The sequence below is a fragment of the Celeribacter naphthalenivorans genome, from assembly GCF_020524585.1.
In the GTDB taxonomy this organism is placed as follows: domain Bacteria; phylum Pseudomonadota; class Alphaproteobacteria; order Rhodobacterales; family Rhodobacteraceae; genus Celeribacter; species Celeribacter naphthalenivorans.
Genome location: NZ_JAIVLK010000011.1, coordinates 210,289 through 227,722 on the forward strand (window position 1 = coordinate 210,289; position 17,434 = coordinate 227,722).

Annotated in this window: 17 protein-coding genes and 1 tRNA gene; 3 read left to right on the forward strand and 15 right to left on the reverse strand. The window is 61.1% G+C overall.

Annotated elements, in window-relative coordinates:
* Positions 1–5: 5 nt before the first annotated feature.
* The 12 genes from LC094_RS20660 to puuE form a co-directional block, all read right to left on the reverse strand.
* A complete protein-coding gene (locus LC094_RS20660) occupies positions 6–2,132 on the reverse strand; it encodes an MlaD family protein (protein ID WP_226554682.1) in 2,127 nt (708 codons plus the stop codon).
* Entirely contained in the window at positions 2,125–2,754 is a 630-nt protein-coding gene (locus tag LC094_RS20665) for a paraquat-inducible protein A (RefSeq protein ID WP_226554683.1), read from the reverse strand. The genes LC094_RS20660 and LC094_RS20665 overlap by 8 nt, the downstream gene beginning before the upstream one ends.
* Entirely contained in the window at positions 2,721–3,368 is a 648-nt protein-coding gene (locus LC094_RS20670) for a paraquat-inducible protein A (RefSeq protein ID WP_226554684.1), read from the reverse strand. Before LC094_RS20670 ends, LC094_RS20665 begins: the two co-directional genes overlap by 34 nt.
* A 76-nt stretch (positions 3,369–3,444) precedes the next feature.
* On the reverse strand, positions 3,445–4,341 hold the full coding sequence (locus LC094_RS20675; RefSeq protein ID WP_226554685.1) for a LysR family transcriptional regulator: 897 nt from the start codon (positions 4,339–4,341) through the stop codon (positions 3,445–3,447).
* Positions 4,342–4,363: 22 nt separating this feature from the next.
* A complete protein-coding gene (locus tag LC094_RS20680) occupies positions 4,364–5,212 on the reverse strand; it encodes an alpha/beta fold hydrolase (protein ID WP_226554686.1) in 849 nt (282 codons plus the stop codon).
* Positions 5,209–5,598 carry a hypothetical protein gene (locus tag LC094_RS20685; RefSeq protein WP_226554687.1) on the reverse strand — a complete coding sequence of 130 codons (390 nt, stop codon included), beginning with the start codon at positions 5,596–5,598 and terminating at the stop codon, positions 5,209–5,211. The genes LC094_RS20680 and LC094_RS20685 overlap by 4 nt, the downstream gene beginning before the upstream one ends.
* A 9-nt stretch (positions 5,599–5,607) precedes the next feature.
* Complete coding sequence (locus LC094_RS20690; protein WP_226554688.1) at positions 5,608–6,786, reverse strand: muconate/chloromuconate family cycloisomerase; 1,179 nt, start codon at positions 6,784–6,786, stop codon at positions 5,608–5,610.
* Between the two features lie 94 nt (positions 6,787–6,880).
* On the reverse strand, positions 6,881–7,750 hold the full coding sequence (locus LC094_RS20695) for a dioxygenase family protein (RefSeq protein ID WP_226554689.1): 870 nt from the start codon (positions 7,748–7,750) through the stop codon (positions 6,881–6,883).
* Between the two features lie 262 nt (positions 7,751–8,012).
* Positions 8,013–8,089: transfer RNA gene (locus LC094_RS20700), tRNA-Met, on the reverse strand.
* Between the two features lie 96 nt (positions 8,090–8,185).
* A complete protein-coding gene (locus tag LC094_RS20705) occupies positions 8,186–8,674 on the reverse strand; it encodes an ureidoglycolate lyase (protein WP_226554690.1) in 489 nt (162 codons plus the stop codon).
* A complete protein-coding gene (locus LC094_RS20710) occupies positions 8,671–9,501 on the reverse strand; it encodes a bifunctional allantoicase/(S)-ureidoglycine aminohydrolase (protein WP_226554691.1) in 831 nt (276 codons plus the stop codon). Before LC094_RS20710 ends, LC094_RS20705 begins: the two co-directional genes overlap by 4 nt.
* A gap of 9 nt (positions 9,502–9,510) precedes the next feature.
* A complete protein-coding gene (puuE, locus tag LC094_RS20715; protein WP_226554692.1) occupies positions 9,511–10,938 on the reverse strand; it encodes an allantoinase PuuE in 1,428 nt (475 codons plus the stop codon).
* Positions 10,939–11,088: 150 nt separating this feature from the next.
* On the opposite strand from puuE, the gene uraH reads away from it, so the two are divergent.
* Positions 11,089–11,460, forward strand: coding sequence for a hydroxyisourate hydrolase (uraH, locus tag LC094_RS20720; RefSeq protein ID WP_226554693.1), 372 nt, complete (start codon positions 11,089–11,091; stop codon positions 11,458–11,460).
* Position 11,461: 1 nt separating this feature from the next.
* Complete coding sequence (locus tag LC094_RS20725) at positions 11,462–12,691, forward strand: urate hydroxylase PuuD (RefSeq protein ID WP_226554694.1); 1,230 nt, start codon at positions 11,462–11,464, stop codon at positions 12,689–12,691.
* Positions 12,692–12,729: 38 nt separating this feature from the next.
* On the opposite strand, the gene LC094_RS20730 is transcribed toward LC094_RS20725, so the two are convergent.
* The 3 genes from LC094_RS20730 to LC094_RS20740 all read right to left on the reverse strand — a co-directional run bounded on the left by LC094_RS20730 (position 12,730) and on the right by LC094_RS20740 (position 14,766).
* Positions 12,730–13,725: an aldose epimerase family protein gene (locus tag LC094_RS20730; protein WP_226554695.1), complete on the reverse strand. Its 996-nt coding sequence runs from the start codon at positions 13,723–13,725 to the stop codon at positions 12,730–12,732.
* A complete protein-coding gene (locus LC094_RS20735; protein ID WP_226554696.1) occupies positions 13,722–14,474 on the reverse strand; it encodes a 2-dehydro-3-deoxygalactonokinase in 753 nt (250 codons plus the stop codon). Before LC094_RS20735 ends, LC094_RS20730 begins: the two co-directional genes overlap by 4 nt.
* Before the next feature lie 91 nt (positions 14,475–14,565).
* Complete coding sequence (locus LC094_RS20740) at positions 14,566–14,766, reverse strand: heavy-metal-associated domain-containing protein (RefSeq protein ID WP_167602574.1); 201 nt, start codon at positions 14,764–14,766, stop codon at positions 14,566–14,568.
* 111 nt (positions 14,767–14,877) lie between these two features.
* On the opposite strand from LC094_RS20740, the gene LC094_RS20745 reads away from it, so the two are divergent.
* On the forward strand, positions 14,878–17,316 hold the full coding sequence (locus LC094_RS20745) for a heavy metal translocating P-type ATPase (protein ID WP_226554697.1): 2,439 nt from the start codon (positions 14,878–14,880) through the stop codon (positions 17,314–17,316).
* Positions 17,317–17,434 lie beyond the last annotated feature (118 nt).

The window sequence follows — 17,434 nt, forward strand, 5'->3', positions numbered from 1 at the left end:
ATCGATCACCGTCCAAACAAGAGGGAATTGGGATTGCGCTCGATGGCGCGGGCGAGTTTGCTGAGCGCTTCGGCGGCGGCGCGCACTTCGCGCAGCGACGAAATCGTCTCGCGGTTGAAGCTGGATTGCGACCCGTAATCGGACAGGGTGCGCTCCGCCTCGGCCACAAGCGCCTCGATCCGCCGTGACAGCTCCGGGAGATTCGCGGTGGCATCTTCAACCGCCGAGGCGGCTTCGCGCGCGGAGGCCAGCGTGGCATTGGTGTTCTCGATCAACCCGCCTTCGCGCAATTCGGCCAAGGCCTCGCGCGCCTCATCCAGAGCGCCCGTGAGGCTGGCCGGAAGCGCGCGCATGTCCGGCGTGTCGATCAGCCGATCCGCGCCTTCGAGAAAGGCGGAGGCGGCAGCCAGGAATTGTTCGACCTCAAGCGCGTTGGCTTTCTCGGTGAGCGCCTGCAAATCCGCGATCAGAGCGGGCAGGGTCTCGGTCGCCGTGTCGATATTGGCCGCGACATCCGTGACAGAGGTGGCGGCCTCTTCGGCGGCGTCGAGAGCAGCGACAAGGCGGTTCACCGCATCGGCCTGACGCAGCTGTTCGGCGACGGCGCGCAGTTCCGAGACGGCGGTGTTCAGCTCTGCGGGCAGGGCTTGGGTCTCGGGGCTGCCAATGAGGCCACGCGCGTCATCCAAAAGTGCGACAAAGGCATCGGGGGCGGCGCGCAGGTTTTCATCCCCCGCGAGGCTTTCCACGGCGGCCAATGTGGCGATGGTCTGATCCAAAAGTTCCTCGACCGGCAGATCGTTCACCCGTTGCAACAGACCCTCAGCGGTGGCGCCCATATCCGGCAGATCGGAGGCGACAGAGGGCAACAAAGGCGCAGTTTCCGCGAAAATGCCTAGCGTATCCGGCGCGGCATCGGGCAGTTCCACCAGCTCGACCACGAGGGAGCGGCTAAAGATGCTTTGCGTCGCCAAACGTGCGCGCAGCCCGTTTTTGACCGCATTCGAGAAAAAGGCGATCACCTCGGACGCAGGCGCCTCCGCCTCGAGGCCCAATCGCTGCGGATCGATGGAAATCACCGAGCGCAATACGACCTCTTGCGTGTTGTTGCGCTCTTCGATGAAGGCGCCAAGGAAGGAGACAGAGCCGATCTTGACGCCTTTATAGACCACCGAGGAGCCTGCCGTCAGGCCGCTGACGGATTCGTCGAATTCCACGGTCAGATCGACCGGGTTCTCGATTTCTTCGCGAAACACGCTGGCGCGCGCGGTGTCTTCGTCGTCGTAAAGATCGAACACTTGCCCGCTGCGGATCGGTTCGCTGCCGGAGACCACCGTGTCAAAGGCGATGCCGCCGCGCACGAGGCTGGCAATCGAGCCGACCGAGAGGTTTAGCCCGCTGGGGCCGATGTTGACCGAAAATCCTGAGACCTGCCAGAACCGCGCAGCACTGGTCAGGCGGCGATCATAGGGCGCGTTGATAAAGGCATCGACGATGACGCCCTCGCCACTGTCCATCAGGCGCGGGGTCTCGATTTTGCCAACCTCGATGCCTTGGTGAAAGATCGGCGCGCCGGGGGTGAGCTGGCTGCCGGAATCGGTGCGCAGCGTCACTTTCGTGCCGCGCATGCCGGGCAGGATCAGCGGTGTTTCCTCAAGGCCGGTGAACTGCGTGGCTTTCGCCTCGGGCACAGGGTCGAAAGCGGCTTGAATATAGGCGCCCGAAAGCACGGTGGAGAGACCCGAGATGCCGCTGGCGGAGACCTCAGGCCGGACGATCCAGAATTGCGCATCTTCGGGGAGAGAGGCCGCAACGGTCCGGTCGATCCGCGCGCCGATGACGACGGAGGCCAGATCGGGCGCGAATTTCACCTCCTCAACGATGCCGATTTCCACGTCGCGATAGCGCAATGTGGTCTCATCGGCGGTGATCCCTGCCGCATTTTCGAACAGAATTTCGATCCGCTGACCGCGCTCGGCCCAGCTTTGCCAAGCGATGAAGAGCGTCACCACGAGGGCCGCCAAAGGCACCAGCCAGACATAGGAAAGATTGCGCCAAAAGCTGCGTTTGGGCGGTGAGATCACCATGTCTGCGGGCCCCGTGTCGGGCTTTTGCTCATTTGTGTCACTCATCTTCCAAAGCATCCCAAATCAGGCGTTCATCGAAACTCAGGGCCGCCATCATGGTGAAGGCCACAGAGAGCGCGAAACTGATCGCGGCGATCCCCGGTGTGATCGTCGCGGCGAAATCCAGCCTTACCAGAGAGGAGAGGATGGCGACAACAAAGACATCGATCATCGACCAGCGCCCGATGAATTCAACCACTTCGAACAGCAAGTGACGATGATGCGCCGACATGCGGACCCGCCGCGTGGTGGTCAGGCCGAGAAAGGCGATGGCGATGAATTTGGCGACCGGAATGATGATCGAGGCGACAAAAACGATGGCGGCCACCCCGTAAGAGCCATGATGCATCAGCTCGACCACACCGCCGAGAATGGTGTTTTCGGTCGTATGGCCGAGGCTGGCGGTGGCGAGCATCGGGTAAAGATTGGCGGGGATATAGACCACTATTCCGGCGATCAGCCAGGCCCAGACCTTTTGCAGATTGGCGATGTCGCGCGCATGAAGTGCCGCGCCACACCGGCCACAGACCGCCGCAGAGGGCAGGTGCACCTTGCCGCATTGCGTGCAGCCGACAAGGCCCGCGTCGCGCGCGGTCAGGATGTGCGGCGGGCGTCCAGCGTTTTCCAAACGGTCACTCTGCTCATAAAATTATCTTTCAACACGGTCACGATGACCAAGGCCACGAAGGCCCAGAACGCAGGCCCCAAAGAGACATGCGCCAGCCCCGCCACTTTGACCAGTGCCACGGCGACGCCGACGATAAAGACCTCCGCCATGGCCCAGGGCCTGAGCGCTTCGGCCAGACGAAAGGCGCTTGCGGCATGACGCGCGGGGCGCCAGCCAAAGGCCATCGGTCCCAACACATATAGAAGGGCGAGGAATCTTGTCACGGGGAGGATCACGATCAGCGCCGCCATGGCGATGGTCAAGGGGGCTGTTAGCCCGGTCGCAAAGGCCATCACCGTGTCTAAAAGCGAACTGCGTCGCACCATGCCCGCCGCGCCCAGTTCCAGAAACGGAAAGAACACGGCGGCGATCATTAAAATGAGCGCGGCCAGAGCCAGCATGATGATCCGGGTCATCGCCAAGGGGCGTGGCGCCTCGATCACCGTTCCGCAGCGCGGACAAGAGGCGGTGTCGCCCATCGCCACATCCCGGTCGACCAGCAAAGCGTCGCAGGCCGGGCAGGCGATCATCCTGTCGGGGTCGATGTCTCGATGGGAGGGCGCGGGCGCTGACATGCTGTGATGTTACCCGCAACTTGGGCCGACGAAAAGCGGTTACGCGGGGACGTGGGGAAAGCCAGCTCGCGGTGGGCTAAGAAGCCCGCCGCGTGAACTTTTGCAGTAGGGAAAAGAAATTCAGCACTTGAGGCTTGCGATTGTCGAGACGGGCGTGGGCCGTGAGGCTGGTGCCGGGATTATGGCCTTCGTAGGGGCGATAGGTGACGCCGGAGCGCGGCGAATGCGACACGCTTTCGGGCACCACGGCCAGACCGACGCCGACGGCCACGAGTGAGATCGCGGTTTGATAATCCTGTGCGAAAATCTGGTCTTTCGGCGAAAACCCTTCCTCGGCGCAGGTGCGCAGGATGAAATCCGCAAAAGACGGGCGCGGGCGGCGCGGGTAGAGCACAAAGGTCTCGTCTTTCAACGTGTTGAGCTGCACGGGCTTGGTGCTTCGGGCATGGGTGGAACCATCGGGCAGCGCCAGAATGAGCGGTTCGCAAAACAGTTGTGCGGAGCGCAGCTCTTCGGCGCCGGACAGATGCGGGCGGGCGACTGCGATGTCGATGTCGCGTTGGATCAACGCGCGCTCAAGATCGGCATTGTTCATGGACGACAGCGACAGATCGACATTCGGGTAATGCGAGCGAAAGGATTTGATCAGCGTCGGCAGCGGGCCGTGGGTCGCGGAGCCGACAAAGGCAATTCTGAGCCGCCCTGCGCCGCCTTGCCCGATCTGGGTGGCCTCGCGGTAGGCGCTGTCGAGATTGGCGAGAATGTCGCGGGCGCGGTCCAAAAGCACCTCGCCCGCCTCGGTCAGGCGCACTTGATTGCGGCTGCGGTCAAAGAGTTTGACGCCCAGCTGATCTTCGAGTGCGGCCACCTGACGCGACAACGGCGGCTGCGCCATGCCGAGGCGGGTGGCTGCGCGGCCGAAGTGCAATTCTTCGGCCACGGCGATGAAGTATTTCAGACGTTTGAAGTCCAAGAGAGGCCCTCTGGCAGCCCCTTCAGCCCATTTTCGCGAGCGCTTCGACGAAATGCGGACGGAAGGTGGCGGGGTTTTCACTCATCGGAAAATGCCCGATCCCGTCCATCACGGCAAGGGTGGCGCCGGGGATCTGATCCGCGGTGCGTTTGGCATCTTCGGGCGTGCAGGTCATGTCGTAGGTGCCGACCATGATGTGCACGGGTTTGTTCGACGTGTCGATGCCGCCCAGTTTGCCGACGAGGCTGTCGTCCTTGGTATAGAAATTCAGATCACCCCGGAACACGCCCGGCCCCGATTGCATGAACATCCATTGGGTGTTCCAACGTTCGGCTTTCGGCCCCTGCGGCGCGATATTGGCGGACACCAGAGCGGCCCCCATTTCGCCACCATGCGCATCGGGGCGGTGGAACCAGTCGATGTCATACCACGCCGGCTGAAAATCCGAGGCCTCGATGGCGATGAAGCCCTTGAACGGCTCCGGGTTGTTGAGCGCGAGTTGCAGCGCGATGCGCCCGCCCATGGAACAGCCCGCGTAGATCGGGTTTTCCAGCGCCAGCGCCTCGACCAGTTTCAACACGGTCTCGACATAGACCTCGGTCGTCAAAAGATATTCCTCTTCCTCGAACCCTTCTGGCGGCAGGCTTTTGCCGTGCCACGGCATGTCGGGGGCGATGAAGCGGTAATTGGCGGTCAGCTCCGCATCGTTCATGATGTGACGCCACTGGCGGCTGTCGGCACCGGCGGTGTGGAAACAGATCACCGGTTGACCTTGGCCCGCCTCCTCGACAAAAACGCGGTAGCTGCGGCCTTGGACCTCGATGGTCACATAGCGGCCGATGATCGGTTCATATGCAGGTTGCGCGCTCATGCTGCGGCCTCCTCTGGGCGACCAAGCGCCATGAATTCTTTGAAGAAACGCAGGTTTTTCACCAGCACGAGAATGTCGCCTTCGATCCGGCCACGCCCGGTTTTGACAAAGCCGAAGATGTCATGAAACGACGGCTCCGGGATCGGCTGCCAGAATTTGTCGAGTGCCTCGCCATCGGTGCGGATCGCAAACCGCCAGGGCGTCTGGCGGCTCGGCCCTTCGGTCACGCGCTCCAGCGCGCCACGATGAAAGGCGAGGTAATATTCGTTGCCGTCGATCTCAATCAGGACGGTTTCGGAAAACAGCGCGCCGAGCCGCTTGAGGTGCGGTTTCTCGGCCAGTTTCCGGCCCATGTCCTCAAAGCGGACACGCAGATCATGTGTCATGTTTGGTCCTCAGTCTTTGCGGGCGTATTTTTCGATCAGGTCGAGATCGGGCGTGACGCCCAGACCCGGACCGTCCGGCAAATGCACCTCGAAATTCTCGTATTTGAGCGCGTTGCGGCAGAGATCTTCGATCAGGATTTTCGGCCCGAAATGTTCTGTGCCCCATTCGAGCGCGGGAAGCGTGGCAAAGGCATGCAAATGCGCCGCCGCCCCGACCGAGCTTTCCAACAGACAACCGCCATAGAGCTGCACGCCCGCCGCCTGTGCGATGCCTGCGACTTGTTTGAGCTGATGCACGCCACCGTGTTTGCACAGTTTCAGTGACAGAACGGAGCCCGCCGCGCGGGCGCAGCCATCGAGGGCCTCTTCCAGTGTGAAAACGCCCTCATCCATCATGATCGGGATCGGAGAGCGTGCCGAAATCCGTGCCATGGCGGCCATTTGACCGGCGGGCAGAGGTTGTTCCACCAAGCTCACGCCAAGATCCGCGAGGCGCGGCAGGTAGCGGATGAAATCGGCCTCGGACCAGCCTTGGTTCACATCGGCGATGATGTCCGTGCCCGTCGGCAGGGCCTTTTGCAGCGCCGCCAAACGGTCCAGATCGGTTTGCGGATCGGCAAAACCCAGCTTGATCTTAAAGCGGTTGAACCAACCTTTTTCGATCATGCCCTGCGCCTCTTCGACCTCTTGGGCCGCGTCACCGGAGGCCAGCGCCCAGATCGCAGAAAAGGACGTGCGCCGCGCGCCGCCAAGAAGCACATGTGCGGGCACGCCAAGGCTCTTGCCGGTGGCATCCAAAAGCGCGGTGTCGAGCGCGGATTTCGCGGCGTAATTGCGCTTGCAGGCCTTGGCCATGTCACCGGCGGCGGCTTCCAGCAGGCAGGCCGGTTTGCCGATCAGCGCGGGCGCCAGATAGGTGTCGATATTGGCTTTGATCGCCTCGACGCTTTCCTCGGCCCAGCGCGGACCACCCAGTGTGGAGGCCTCGCCAAAGCCCTCGACACCGTTGTCCAAAGTGACGCGGACAAAGACATAGCCCTGATAGCTGATGGAGGTGTTCGACAGCTTGTGTTTGCGACGGGTCGGGGCCTCAATGATCCAGGAAGTGACGGCGCGAATGCGCGTCGCCTCCATTAGGTCTCCCTGGGGGTGGCCGGTGAGCGGTTGTGCGGAAAGGGGGGTGTTCATGGCAATTCCCAGATGTTCAATTGGTGAAACAGCACGGGGAAGCGTGCCGTTCCTGAGGAGGAAGGGCCGAAGCCCATCCAAAGGGGGTATCGGGTCACTCGGCAGCGACGCCTTCGACGAGCGCGTTGTCGCGGATCACGAAGTCGAAGGTCATCACGAGATCGGTGTCGGCACCCTCTGGGGCTTTGACCATCTCGCCGATGAGGTCTTCTTTCACGGCAAACACGCTGTCGTTGTCGAGATATTCGGTCGTGCTATCATAAATCTGCGAGATCAGGGTCTTATAGCCATCCTTCATGATCATGAAGTGCACGTGACCGGGACGCATCGGGTGGTGGCCCATGTATTTCAAAAGCTCACCGGCGGCGCCGTCATAGGGGATCGGGTAGGGCACCGGGCGGATGGCGACGAATTCATATGCGCCATTCTCGTCGGTGATGAAGCGCCCCCGCAGGTTGAAGTCCGGCTGATCCGGGTCCTGCTGTTCGTAGAGGCCATTGGGGGCATCTTCCCAGACGTCCATGGTCACGCCCGGCACCGGGTTGCCATCGGTGTCGCGGATCGTGCCGGAGACTCGGACGGTTTCCTGACCTTCGAAATCCTTCTGGATGATCGAGGCACCTTTCGGAAGCACCGGCGGGTTCTCGCGGTAAAACGGCCCGAGCACGGTCGAGATGGTCTCGTTGTGCGTCGGTTTCTTGTCGAGCATATCGGCCAGCACTTCGACGCCGATGATGTCGGAAATCAGGATGAATTCGTTGCGCGCGTCGCTGGAAATATCGCCGGCGCGGCGCATCCACTCCATGGCTTCCAGCCATTCGTCATAGGTCAAATTGACCTCTTTCATGAATTCATGAACATGTTTGAGCGCGGCTTTCATGATTTCCATGTTGCGCGCCGGGATGTCCGTATCCATGGATTTGATAACGGCATCGGTGATGTTGTCGATTGTGATATTGCGCATAATGACTCCTCCCGTCGGTAAAGCTGGCGGGGAATCTGACGGTGATCCACCTCTTTCTCAATGCCTTGCGGGATATGTCGTAATACCCGTGAGGTATCACATTGCTTGAAATTAAATCTCTTGGGTAAGGCAATGTGCCGCAGCCCGACGCGCAACTGTGCCGAGAGGTTGGACAAAATCGGTCGGGAGTGATTGCGGGCAGGCCAAACGAAATCGACGCGCTTGTGGCCGCGCGAGGTATCCGTCTGAGATGTAGGGGATATGGTAGCGGAGGAGGGACTTGAACCCCCGACACGCGGATTATGATTCCGCTGCTCTAACCAACTGAGCTACTCCGCCGAAGTGCCGCGTAGGTAGACGGATCGGCTCAGAGGGTCAAGAGGGAAAGTGACCGAAAATCGCAGATTGGCGACGCGGGCACAAAACTAGGCCGTCTTAACCCTCTATGACCTCCCATGGCGTCTCGAGCCAATGCTCCTCCAAGTTGGGGGTGGCGCCGATTCTGTCGATGACGGCGAACAGGCCGTTGCCGGACAGAGGGGTCAGGACGCCGTGCCATGTGCCCTTATGGAAATTGATCGCCTGTGTGCCGTCACTGACAAAAGCGTGGGGCGTGGCGTCGGGGCCATCGGCGACGATGATCAGGAACGGATCGGCAGACATCGGCACAAAGCACTGCGAGCCCTCCGGGTGGCGTTCGATCAGGTCGAGCGCATAGGGAAAGCTGCGCAATTCGGCGTGAAACACCGACACACCGACACGCCCGCCGGTGTCCGGGGTCACATCGACCAAGGCGCGGTCGTGGTAGCGTCCGCATTTGCCTTGGTTGATGATCTTGTCCGGCGCGCCTTTGGCGTCGATCACATCGCCGTAGGGCGCAAAGGCCTCCGGCGTGAGCGGTTTTGTGGTGATGCTGCGGGTCATCCCAGCTCCAGCTTCGGATGACGGTTCACGTCTTTATAAAGCAGGTAGCGGAAAGGGCGTCGACCGGCGGCGTAGCAGGCCTGCGGGCAGAAGGCGCGCAGCCAGAGGAAATCGCCCTCGGAGACCTCGACCCAGTCTTGGTTCAACAGATACACGCCACGCCCCTGCAACACGTAGAGTCCGTGCTCCATCACGTGGGTTTCCGCGAAAGGAATGGTGCCGCCGGGCAGGAAGGTCACGATATTGACGTGGAAATCATAGCGCAGGTCATGCGGATCGACGAAGCGCGACGTGGACCAATAGCCCGAAGTGTTTGGCATCTCGATCGGCGGCTTTTCCATATCTGCGGTGACAAAGCTTTCGGGCGCATCAATCCCCGGCGCGGGTTCGTAGCGTTTGCGAATCCACACAAAGGTTGCGGGCGTGTCGTTGTCGTTTTGCACGGTGTATTTGTCCCCCGGCGCGACAAAGACATAGCTGCCGGGCTCAAGCTGATAGGCCCGCGCGCCGATGGTGATGCGCATGTGACCTGCAAGGACAAAAAGCACGCATTCCGCCATCGGATCGGGTTCCGGGTCGGTCGAGCCGCCGCCGGGCGAGACCTCGACGATCAGTTGCGCGAAGGTTTCGGCAAAGCCGGTCATCGGACGGGCCAGAACCCAGGCGCGGGTCTTGTCCCAGCCGGGCATGTAACTCACGACGATGTCGGACATCACGCCATGCGGGATGACGGCATAGGAATTGGTGAACACGGCGCGTTCGCGGGCGTGGTTGTTTTGATCGGGCAGGCCGCCCGTGGGGGCGCAGTAGGTGTATTCGTAGCTCATTGGGGTCTCTTAGAAATCCATGTCCTTCAAGCGGTGCCACGCGATCCGTTCGACCTGCTGACAGGCCGTTTTGAATTCTTCGTCTCTGGAATGCTCCAGTCGGGCGTGGAAGGCCGCGAGGATTGTCTCCTTGGTATTGTCTTTCACGGCGATGATAAAGGGGAAGCCGAATTTTTCGGTGTATTCGCTGTTGAGCCGCTCGAAGGTGGCGCGCTCGTCGTCGGTCAGCGCATCAAGGCCTGCGGAGGCTTGTTCCGAGGTGCTCTCAGCGGTGAGGCGTTTGGCCTGCGCGAGTTTTCCGGCCAAGTCGGGATGCGCGATCAACACGCCGTCCTTTTCGGCGAGGGAGGCGGAGCGGAAGGCGCGGCAAAGCGCAGAATGCACGCCAATCCAGCTGTCATGCGCGGGCCCAAGTTCAAGCCCCCAAGCGCGTTCCGCCACCCAAGGGGAATGCTCGAAGATACCGCCGAATTTTTCGACGAATGCCTCTTTGGACATCTCCGAGGGCTTCGCCTTGCGCTGATGCGGGAGGGTCGCGGCCCAATGTTTCGCGATGTCGATGCGCCGGGGCGTCCAGACATCGTCGAACCCCTTGATGTACTCGATGAATTTCTTCAGTCCCGCCAACTTGCCCGGACGGCCAATAAGGCGGCAATGCAGCCCGATGTTCATCATCTTGGGCGTGCTTTCCGAGCCTTCGGCATAGAGCACGTCGAAGGCGTCCTTGAGATAGGTAAAGAACTGTTCGCCTGTGATATAGCCCGGCGCCGTGGCGAAGCGCATGTCGTTGGCTTCCAAAGTGTAGGGGATAATGAGTTGGTCACGATCCCCGACCTCCAACCAATAAGGCAGATCGTCGTCATAGGTGTCGGACACATAATCAAACCCGCCCTCTTCCGCGACCAGACGCACAGTGTTGGCAGAGCAGCGCCCGGTGTACCACCCATAGGGCCGCTCGCCAGTGACTTCCTCGTGGAGGCGCACGGCCTCGGCAATCGCCGCGCGTTCCTCTTCCTCGGGCATGTCCTTATGCTCGACCCATTTGAGGCCATGCGAGGCAATCTCCCAACCCGCGTCCTGCATCGCGGCGACCTGTTCGGGGGAGCGTGCGAGGGCAGTGGCCACGCCGTAGATCGTCACGGGAATGTCGGCCCCGGTGAACAGGCGATGCAGCCGCCAGAACCCGGCGCGCGCGCCATATTCGTAGATCGATTCCATGTTCCAGTGGCGCTGACCCTTCCACATGGCCGCGCCTGCAATATCGGACAGAAAGGCCTCCGAGGCCTCATCGCCATGCAGGACACAGTTTTCGCCGCCTTCCTCATAGTTCAACACGAATTGCACCGCGACTTTCGCACCACCCGGCCACTGTGGATCGGGCGCATGGGCGCCATAGCCAGACATGTTTCGAACATAACGCGGTGGATTTTTCGGCATTTCCTTTGGCCTTCGTGTTTTTTGACTAATTGGTAGGCTTGTGAATATCGAATACTCTTTTGTATGCAATCTGGCGAGAATGATTGTTGCCGCGCTCAAAGCTTTCCGACAGTCTTGCATGTAAACGCTAACAATTTGGGCAGCTTCTCCATGACGTCCGGTTTTTTAACCACACATGTTCTCGACACGGCAAAGGGTCTTCCGGCTGAAGGGATCGAAATTGCGCTGTATCGCGTGTCCGGCAACAGCCACACCAAAATCGCCACAGCCGTCACCAACAGCGACGGACGCACCGATGCGCCGATCCTACCGGCGGAGAAATTCCAAACCGGCACTTATGAGCTGGTCTTTTTTGCTGGGGACTATTTGAAGCGCACCGGTCAAGTGGGCGGGCAGCCGGGCGAAGAGCCGCTGTTCCTCGATCAAATTCCGATCCGCTTCGGGATCAACGATCCTGACAGCCATTATCACGTGCCGCTTTTGCTATCGCCTTTCAGCTATTCGACCTACCGGGGGAGTTAAGATGAGTTTATTGCCAATTTTCTGGGAATGGGCCGAATTTGCCCTGCGCTGGGTCCATGTGATCACCGCGATTGCGTGGATCGGCTCGTCCTTCTATTTCATCGCGCTTGATCTGGGCCTGCATCCGTCTTCCGACCGGCGCCAAGGCGTCGCTGGCGAAGAGTGGCAGGTCCATGGCGGTGGTTTCTATTTCATCCAGAAATACATGGTCGCACCGGCGCGCATGCCCGAGGACCTCATCTGGTTCAAATGGGAAAGCTACGCCACATGGCTCTCGGGCGCGGCGCTTATGGCTGTGGTCTATTACCTTGGCGCCGAGCTGTATCTCGTCGATCCGAACGTCTTGGAAATGGCGCCTTGGGTGGCGGTGATCGTCTCCATCGTGTCGCTGTCGATCGGCTGGATTCTCTATGATCTTCTGTGCAAATCGAAGTTCGGCGATGACAACACGCGGCTGATGATCTTTCTCTATATCATCCTCGTGGCGATGGCTTGGGGGTATACGGAGATCTTCTCGGGCCGCGCGGCGTTTCTGCATCTGGGCGCGTTTACCGCCACGGTGATGAGCGCCAATGTGTTTTTCATCATCATTCCGAACCAGAAAATCGTTGTCGCCGATCTCAAGGCCGGGCGCACCCCCGATCCGAAATACGGCAAAATCGCCAAGCAACGCTCAACCCATAACAACTACCTGACCCTGCCGGTGTTGTTCATGATGCTGTCGAACCACTATCCGCTGGCCTTTGCGTCGCAGTACAACTGGATCATCGCCGCGCTGATCTTTTTGATGGGTGTGACGATCCGGCATTTCTTCAACACCATGCATGCGCGCAAGGGGATGCTGTGGTGGACCTGGGGCGCCACTGTCGGTCTGTTCCTGATCGTTATGTGGCTCTCGACCGCGGGGATTTATATGCAGGACGACGGCGAAGACGAGGCCGCCCTTGGCCCGTTGGCACAGAAATTCGCCTCTGCCGAGGGCTTCGAGGATGTGCATGACATCGTCGTTACCAACTGTTCGATGTGCCACGCGAAAGAGCCCTATTGGGAGGGCATGGCCTCTCCGCCAAAGGGCATTCGCTTGGAGACCACACATGAGGTGGCGACGCTGGCAAAAGAGATCTGGCTTCAGGCCGGGGTGACCCATGCGATGCCGCCGGCGGGCAGCTATATGTATCTCGATGACGACAGTCGTGCGGCCATTCGCAAATGGTACGAGGGCGCGCTTTAAGGTGAGGCGGACAGAGTGAGGCGGGGAGGTTCCCCGCTTTATTTTTTAGAGAACTGCCAGCGTGTTTCCTGCCGGTAGGTCTCATCCGGGTCGAGCCGGACAGAGGGAAATTCGGCGCGGTTCGGCGCATCCGGCCAGCCCTGCGCCTCCAGCGCCACGCCGCAAAAGCCGATCTCCGGCACGCCACGATGACCGGCGAAATTGCCGCTGCTGATGGGGGCAGCGTCAAAGACCTGTAGCCCCGGCTCGGTCGTGTCCATCCGCATCTCAACGCCAGAGGTGCCGCGCAGAACGGCGGCGGGCTTCATCGCGCCGCGCGTCTCGGCGAGGCAGAAATTGTGATCGTAGCGCTGGGGGGCGGAAGGGCTGAGCACGCGCCCTTCGCGCAGATCGAACGCGGTGCCTGCGACGGCTGTGATCTCCGTCGGGATCAACCGCGCATCAATGGGCAGGTAGCGATCCGCAAAGACCTGCAGCACATGCCCTTCCGTGGTCGGCGTGCCGTCCAAGGTCCAATAGGCATGATTGGCGAGGTTTATCAGCGTCGGCGCATCCGTCGTGGCCGTCAGCTCAAGCGTCAATGTGGCGGGCGCCGACACCGTATAGCGCGCGGTCAGGAACCGTTTGCCGGGAAAACCGCCCTTGCCATGGGGCAGTGTGAGGGTGAGCGTCAGCGAGGTCGTCGTCAGGCTCGCGATGTTCCAAATCTCGGTGTGAAGCCCGTGCTCCCCGCCATGCAGCGTGGTCGGGCCTTCGTTGGCGTTGAACTCCAGGGTCTCGCCGTCCAACTCGGCCTGCGCCTCCGCAATGCGATTGGCAACCGGGCCGACAATCGCGCCGAAGTAAGTCATCGGCCCGTTCTCATAGGCGGCGATGTCAGAACTGCCCAGCGTCAGCCCATAGGGGACACCGCGCAGCCGCACGTCGTTGAGAATGGCGCCATAGGTCAGCACCGTGGCCGAAAGATCGCCCGCCGACAGGGTGATCGCATGGACGGTACGCCCGTCTTGGAGCTTGCCGAATTGTGTTTTCATCCCGTGATCCGATCTTGTGCCAGTTGGAACCCTGCGCGGTACATTGCAGCCTCATTGGCTGCGATGAAAGGGACGAATTGACTGTCGAGCGCGATGCGATAGGGGGCGCAGGTCTCTGCTGCGCCAATAAGGGCGACGGATTGTCCGAGCCAATAGGCGCGTGTCGCTGCCAATTCCGCGCCGATCAGCGCAGCCGTAGCGAGAGACGCCGCCTCGGCTTTGCTCATCTCGTTTTGGGACATCTCCGCCTGTGCGCTCGCCAGCCTCATGGCGGCGTTTTCCGGGCGGGACATCGTGTCGGAGAGCGCGTCTTTAAAAGCGTCCTCATCCGTCAGGGTCAGCCCCACATCAAGCGCGCTCGACACCATCGCCCCGGTCAGAAACCGCCGCATGGAGACGATCTCTTCGGCACTCACATGCGTCCAGAGCGTGCTTTGCGCGCCGGGCAAACAGAGGATGCCATCGAATTTGGGATTGAGCGCAATGAAACCCGCCATGGCGACCTCTTCGCCATGGGTCACGGTCAGGGGATTGGTCTGCGTCAGCGGGGGGATCGTGCCATCTGGCACGCTCTCGGGCAGGGCCGTGCAGGGCAGGCTGCGGGGCGGTGTCTTCGCACCGGCAATGAGAGACGGGCGGGTGTCTTCGGCGAGGCCTTGGGGCAGCGTCATACTCTGGGGCGCGGCCTGTGGATGATCCAAGTCCCAGAGCAATAGCTCTGTTCCCGTCCAAAGACCTGCTTCTGCCATGATCTGCGCCCTCCGCCCCTCGTGTTCCCCCTTTATCGCGTGGCGTGGAAGGTGTTGCAATGGGCCGGAGGGCGGCAAGTCCGGAACGGGATCAGGATTTGAGCGTTGCCGGGTAGCCTGCGTTTTTCAGCGCGACCAAAATCGCCTCGTCGCCCGCTTCGGAAAACACGTCGATCTCGCGCGCGTCCATGTCGGCGTCAATTTCAACCGTGTCGTCGATGGCCTCAAGGGCTTCGGTGATCGAGGCCTTGCAATGACCACAGCTCATGTCGGGGACGGAAAATACGGACATAATGTCGCCTTTCTGAGAGAAATTGTCGGAGAACGCGGGGCCGCACTCGCCTTCACGCATTCATTGCCTTACATATGTAGCCGATCCTGATCCAAAAGCCAGAGCGACAAAATGCACACCACCCGCCTGTCCGTCGAAGGTATGACCTGCGCCTCTTGTGTGGGCCGTGTCGAACGCGCGCTCAAGGGCACTGAAGGTGTCGAGACCGCCAATGTGAACCTCGCGACCGAGACGGCGGAGGTGTCGTTTGGTGATGCGGTGAAGGTTTCCGATCTCGTGACGGTTCTGGACAAGGCGGGCTATCCGGCGCGGGTCGAGGAGCTGGTGTTCGATGTCCACGGCATGACCTGCGCCTCCTGTGTCGGCCGTGTCGAACGCGCTTTGGCGCAGGAAGAAGGCGTCACGGAGGCCGTCGCCAATTTGGCGGCGGAGACGGCGACGGTCACATTCCTGAGCGGTGTGCAGGATGCCGAGAGTCTGACAAAAGCGATTGCCAAAGCGGGCTATGAGGTCAAGCCGCGCATCGACCGCGAGGCTGCGCCGGAGAACCGCAAAGCCGATGAGGCGCGGGCGCTCAAATCGAAACTGATCCTCGCCGCCGCACTCACCTTGCCGATTTTTATCATTGAAATGGGCGGCCATCTGATCCCTGCGCTGCATCATTGGTGGATGATGACTGTGCCGGAATGGCTCTGGCGTATGGTGCAATTTGCTTTGACCGCTGTGGTTCTGGCCGTGCCGGGTCGGGTGTTTTTTGCCAAAGGCATTCCGTCTTTGTTGAAAGGCGGGCCGGATATGAACGCTTTGGTCGCGCTGGGCGCCGGGGCGGCGTTTCTCTATTCCACCCTCGTGACCTTTTGGCCGCAAGCGGTGCCGATGGGCGCGCAGAACGTCTATTTCGAAGCCGCCGCCGTCATCGTCACCCTGATCCTTCTGGGGCGTTTTCTGGAAGCGCGGGCCAAAGGCCAAACCGGCGAGGCCATTCGCAAACTCGCGGGCATGCGGGCCAAAACCGCGCGGGTTGAACGCGACGGCGAGGTGATCGAACTGCCCATTGAAGAGGTCGTCGTGGGCGATGTGTTGCACCTGCGTCCGGGCGAAAAGATCGCTGTGGACGGTAAGGTGCTCTCCGGCGACAGCCATGTGGACGAGGCGATGATTTCGGGCGAGCCGATCCCGGTCGCCAAGGCCGAAGGCAGCGCGGTGATTGCCGGTACGGTGAACGGCGAAGGTGCGATGACCTATGTGGCCGAGAAAGTCGGCGCGGACACCATGCTGGCGCAAATCATCCGCATGGTTGAGGAGGCGCAGGGGTCCAAGCTTCCGATCCAGTCGATGGTCGATAAGGTGACGATGTATTTCGTGCCTGCCGTGATGGCGCTGGCCGCCGTGACCGTGGTGATCTGGTTTGCCGTCGGGCCGGAGCCCGCGCTGGCGCATGCCTTGGTCGCAGGCGTTGCGGTGCTGATCATTGCCTGTCCCTGTGCCATGGGGCTGGCGACGCCGACCTCGATCATGGTGGGGACGGGGCGCGCCGCCGAGTTGGGTGTGTTGTTCCGCAAAGGGGACGCGCTGCAAGCTCTGCAAGAGGTGAAAGTGATTGCTTTTGACAAGACCGGCACACTCACCGAAGGCCGCCCGGATGTCACCGATCTGGTGACGCTGGCGGGCGATGAAGCTGCACTTCTGGCAGAGGTGGCCGCCGTCGAGGCGAAATCCGAACACCCGATTGCCCGCGCCATAGAGCGCGCTGCCAAGGTCCGTGGGCTTAACCTGCCGGAGGTGGGCAAAGCCCGCGCGATTGCGGGTCACGGGATCAAGGCGGAGATCGGAGAGGTCGCGCTTTTGGTCGGCAACATGCGTCTGATGACCCGCGAAAAGATTGATGTCACGGCCTTTGAAGCGCCGCTTGTCGAACTGGCCGATCAGGGCCGCACCCCGGTTCTCGTGGCGCGCAATGGCGTGGCCGCGATGGTCCTCGGCATTTCCGACCCGATCCGGCCTGCGTCGCGCAAAGCCATTGAGGCGCTTCATGCGCGGGGGATCAAGGTGGCGATGGTGTCCGGCGACACGCGTCGCGCGGCGGAGGCCGTGGCGCGCGATCTGGGCATTGATCATGTCGAGGCCGAGGTTCTGCCGAAAGGCAAAGCCAAAACCGTCGACGCCCTCAAAGAAAGCCAAGGTGCCGTCGGTTTTGTCGGTGACGGGATCAACGATGCGCCTGCGCTGGCCTCGGCGGATGTGGGCATCGCGGTCGGCACCGGCACGGATGTGGCGATCGAGGCGGCGGATGTGGTGCTTATGGGCGGCGATCCGAGTGCAGTGGTCACCGCCGTGGATGTCAGCCGCAAAACCATGGGCAACATTCGTCAGAACCTGTTCTGGGCTTTCGCCTATAACGCCGCGCTCATCCCCGTGGCCGCCGGTGTGCTCTATCCGTCCTTCGGGCTGCAACTGTCGCCCATGCTGGGGGCTGGCGCGATGGCGATGTCCTCCGTTTTTGTGGTCTCCAATGCGCTTCGGCTGCGTCGGATGCGGGCCGCTCTCTAGGGCAGAGCAGGCCTTTGTGCGTTTCTGGAGTCTAGATTTGGGAAACTATGCTATATTTTGCAAAATCGGGTACAGCCTGCCGTTGATATTGTGGTATTTTTGCTGAATTCGTGCTGGC

Bases quoted from the DNA above. Each gene is read 5' to 3' on its own strand.
- LC094_RS20695 (WP_226554689.1), bottom strand. From the start codon at position 7,750: ATGCGCAATATCACAATCGACAACATCACCGATGCCGTTATCAAATCC.
- LC094_RS20690 (WP_226554688.1), bottom strand. From the start codon at position 6,786: ATGAACACCCCCCTTTCCGCACAACCGCTCACCGGCCACCCCCAGGGA.
- LC094_RS20730 (WP_226554695.1), bottom strand. From the start codon at position 13,725: ATGAAAACACAATTCGGCAAGCTCCAAGACGGGCGTACCGTCCATGCG.
- LC094_RS20680 (WP_226554686.1), bottom strand. From the start codon at position 5,212: ATGAGCGCGCAACCTGCATATGAACCGATCATCGGCCGCTATGTGACC.
- LC094_RS20725 (WP_226554694.1), top strand. From the start codon at position 11,462: ATGAGTTTATTGCCAATTTTCTGGGAATGGGCCGAATTTGCCCTGCGC.
- LC094_RS20740 (WP_167602574.1), bottom strand. From the start codon at position 14,766: ATGTCCGTATTTTCCGTCCCCGACATGAGCTGTGGTCATTGCAAGGCC.
- LC094_RS20660 (WP_226554682.1), bottom strand. From the start codon at position 2,132: ATGAGTGACACAAATGAGCAAAAGCCCGACACGGGGCCCGCAGACATG.
- LC094_RS20685 (WP_226554687.1), bottom strand. From the start codon at position 5,598: ATGACACATGATCTGCGTGTCCGCTTTGAGGACATGGGCCGGAAACTG.
- puuE (WP_226554692.1), bottom strand. From the start codon at position 10,938: ATGCCGAAAAATCCACCGCGTTATGTTCGAAACATGTCTGGCTATGGC.
- LC094_RS20745 (WP_226554697.1), top strand. From the start codon at position 14,878: ATGCACACCACCCGCCTGTCCGTCGAAGGTATGACCTGCGCCTCTTGT.
- LC094_RS20710 (WP_226554691.1), bottom strand. From the start codon at position 9,501: ATGAGCTACGAATACACCTACTGCGCCCCCACGGGCGGCCTGCCCGAT.
- uraH (WP_226554693.1), top strand. From the start codon at position 11,089: ATGACGTCCGGTTTTTTAACCACACATGTTCTCGACACGGCAAAGGGT.
- LC094_RS20670 (WP_226554684.1), bottom strand. From the start codon at position 3,368: ATGTCAGCGCCCGCGCCCTCCCATCGAGACATCGACCCCGACAGGATG.
- LC094_RS20705 (WP_226554690.1), bottom strand. From the start codon at position 8,674: ATGACCCGCAGCATCACCACAAAACCGCTCACGCCGGAGGCCTTTGCG.
- LC094_RS20735 (WP_226554696.1), bottom strand. From the start codon at position 14,474: ATGGCAGAAGCAGGTCTTTGGACGGGAACAGAGCTATTGCTCTGGGAC.